Annotated in this window: 3 protein-coding genes, 1 rRNA gene and 1 other annotated feature; of the genes, 1 reads left to right on the forward strand and 3 read right to left on the reverse strand. The window is 41.2% G+C overall.

Annotated elements, in window-relative coordinates:
* Nucleotides 1–160: 160 nt before the first annotated feature.
* Nucleotides 161–361 carry a sulfur carrier protein ThiS gene (gene thiS, locus HYS07_03940; GenBank protein MBI1870328.1) on the forward strand — a complete coding sequence of 67 codons (201 nt, stop codon included), beginning with the start codon at nucleotides 161–163 and terminating at the stop codon, nucleotides 359–361.
* Nucleotides 362–421: 60 nt separating this feature from the next.
* On the opposite strand, the gene HYS07_03945 is transcribed toward thiS, so the two are convergent.
* The 3 genes from HYS07_03945 to rrf form a co-directional block, all read right to left on the reverse strand.
* Nucleotides 422–805 carry a DoxX family membrane protein gene (locus tag HYS07_03945; protein MBI1870329.1) on the reverse strand — a complete coding sequence of 128 codons (384 nt, stop codon included), beginning with the start codon at nucleotides 803–805 and terminating at the stop codon, nucleotides 422–424.
* Nucleotides 806–842: 37 nt separating this feature from the next.
* Nucleotides 843–1,493, reverse strand: a complete 651-nt coding sequence (locus HYS07_03950; protein MBI1870330.1) for a thioredoxin domain-containing protein — start codon at nucleotides 1,491–1,493, stop codon at nucleotides 843–845.
* 339 nt (nucleotides 1,494–1,832) lie between these two features.
* Nucleotides 1,833–1,948 (reverse strand): 5S ribosomal RNA (gene rrf / locus HYS07_03955).
* 171 nt (nucleotides 1,949–2,119) lie between these two features.
* Nucleotides 2,120–2,524: a sequence feature (possible 23S ribosomal RNA but 16S or 23S rRNA prediction is too short), on the reverse strand.
* Between the last annotated feature and the right edge of the window lie 56 nt (nucleotides 2,525–2,580).

A 2,580-nucleotide genomic window follows, 5' to 3' on the forward strand; every position in this document is an offset into this window, starting at 1 on the left:
ATCGAACTGGTCCGTGCGGTTTCAGGAGGATGAATTTAAATTGCGGATTTCGAATTGCGGATTGCGGATTTAAAAGCAAAAGCTCTTTTTCTTCTAAAATTCATTCCTGAAATCCGAAATTCGACATCCGAAATCCGAAATGATTAAAAGAGGAACAATTATGGAAATTTTTCTTAACGGTCAAAAGAAAGTATTAGAGCGAAAAATATCTCTTGTAGAACTGATTCATCAACTCGGGTTAGACGAAAAATGGGTGGTAGCAGAATTGAATGGCGAAGCCCTGATTAAAAAGGACTATGCTCAAACTTTTCTTTCCCAGGGAGACCATATTGAACTGGTCCGTGCGGTTTCAGGAGGATGAATTTAAATTGCGGATTTCGAATTGCGGATTGCGGATTTAAAAGCAAAAGCTCTTTTTCTTCTAAAATTCATTCCTGAAATCCGAAATTCGACATCCGAAATCCGAAATTACCAGATGAATCTTTTCCCCAAAGCACCCGCAATTTAAATTCGCATCCCCTCCAATGATTAAAGTCGAAGTTAAAACCATCAAGAAAAGGAATACGACAGTCGCTAAAATTCCAGAGGTTAGACGAGGGGCAAATCCGAGAATCAATAAGCTCCCACCCATCCATTCAATCCAGGGGAGGAGAAAGGCAATGGGATGAATGAGACAATGGGCAATCACTTCATACTGGCTTAAAATCCCTTCAAAATTTTCAATGGGTAAAATGAGTTTGCTAAAACCGGCATAAGCAAACAAAGCCCCGACCCCTATTCTTAAAACGAACCACAAGATTTTCATGAAATAAATTTTCCCTTCATTTAAACCCCAAATATTTTTACTGCTTTTTTTCTGCTGATTGACTCTCTAAAGGAGCAACTTTGGAACTTTCAGGCTTTGACTTTTTTGCTAATTCTTCTTTAATTATTTTATCAGCCTCTTGAAGAAATATTTTGAAGCCTCCAACACGACGGCCATTGATAAAGAAAGTAGGGGTTGAATGAATGTCCAGCGATTGACCTTTTTTCACATCCTGTGCAATGGTATCTTGACTCACACCTTGTGAAACACATGTGTCAAAAAAAACATCGTTCATCCCCAATTCCCTCGCATATCTTTCTAAGGCAACATGAGGGTCTTTCATTGCGGACCAATCTTTTTGTCGGCCATAAAGCAAGTGATAGTAAGGCCAGAATTTGCCCTGCCGGTTTGCACACTCGGCGGCCTGATGTGCCAGCATCGCCCAGGCATGCATTTTTAAAGGAAAGTGATAGAAAATCACCTGAATGTCATTGGGATATCTTTTGAGAACGTCATCAACAGCTTGGGCACCGTTTCGACAGGCGGGGCATTGAAAATCACTGAATTCTTCTATGACAATTGGGGCATTCCATGGACCTAAAATCTTCCCTCCTTTTAAAACCATTGCTTCATGATATCGAATCCCCCTGACCAAAAAAATAAGACCGATCAAGATCGCCGAAAGCATAACCCCTATCATGAAATATCGTTTTGTCACTGTCATTAAAACCAGTTTAAAGTTTAAAGTTTAAAGAAAAAAACAACCTCTTGAATTTTTGAACCTTAAATCTTAAACTTTGAACTGTCTTTAACCATTGATAGCAAAAAATTGATCCTTTTTATTCCAACAATTAAAACAGTTGTCGGTCGTGCTGTCCTTGGCAAGTCTCGCCCGCCTCGAATCGGCTAAATCGAATTGACCCCATAGAACCTCATCATTGTCTTTCGCCTTTTCTATGACAATAAGACTCCATGATAAAACTTGACATCATCTGTGGGATGGGAAAATTCTATAAGCAAAAAAAATCCCTGGCGCCTACCTACTCTCCCGCAACCTATAGATGCAGTACCATCGGCCTTGGAGGTCTTAACGGCCGTGTTCGGAATGGGAACGGGTGTTGCCCCTCCAGCATGGGCACCAAGGAAATCGAATTCAAAATTTAAATATCAAAAATCAAAATTAAGGAGATTATCATTTAATAATAAATTATTCCTGAATTTTGGATTTTGATTTTTAAATTTTGATATTTCTTTAAAAAGGTAATGTTTAATAAGCGCCTCAAGGACGAGTGTAACCAACTCAAAACTAAAAAACGACCAAGCCTATTGGCAGTTAGTACTGGTAAGCTCAATCCATTACTGGACTTACACACCCAGCCTATCAATCCCGTAGTCTACGGGATGCCTTCAGCTTGACTTGCGTCAAACAGGGAAACCTCATCTTGGAGGAGGCTTGGCGCTTATATGCCTTCAGCGCTTATCCCGTCCGAACTCGGCTACCCAGCAATGCCTTTGGCAAGACAACTGGAACACCGTAGGTTCGTTCATTCCGGTCCTCTCGTACTAGGAATGACTCTCCTTAAGTTTCCTTACGCCCACAACAGATAGAGACCGAACTGTCTCGCGACGTTCTGAACCCAGCTCACGTACCACTTTAATCGGCGAACAGCCGAACCCTTGGGAGCTTCTCCACCCCCAGGATGTGATGAGCCGACATCGCACGTAATTCCACATTTTCATGTGGCGTAGACTATATCTCCACCTTCTTCTGTTGG

It is taken from the genome of Chlamydiota bacterium, assembly GCA_016178055.1.
In the GTDB taxonomy this organism is placed as follows: Bacteria; Auribacterota; JACPWU01; order JACPWU01; family JACPWU01; genus JACOUC01.

Bases quoted from the DNA above. Each gene is read 5' to 3' on its own strand.
- thiS (MBI1870328.1), top strand. From the start codon at position 161: ATGGAAATTTTTCTTAACGGTCAAAAGAAAGTATTAGAGCGAAAAATA.
- HYS07_03945 (MBI1870329.1), bottom strand. From the start codon at position 805: ATGAAAATCTTGTGGTTCGTTTTAAGAATAGGGGTCGGGGCTTTGTTT.
- HYS07_03950 (MBI1870330.1), bottom strand. From the start codon at position 1,493: ATGCTTTCGGCGATCTTGATCGGTCTTATTTTTTTGGTCAGGGGGATT.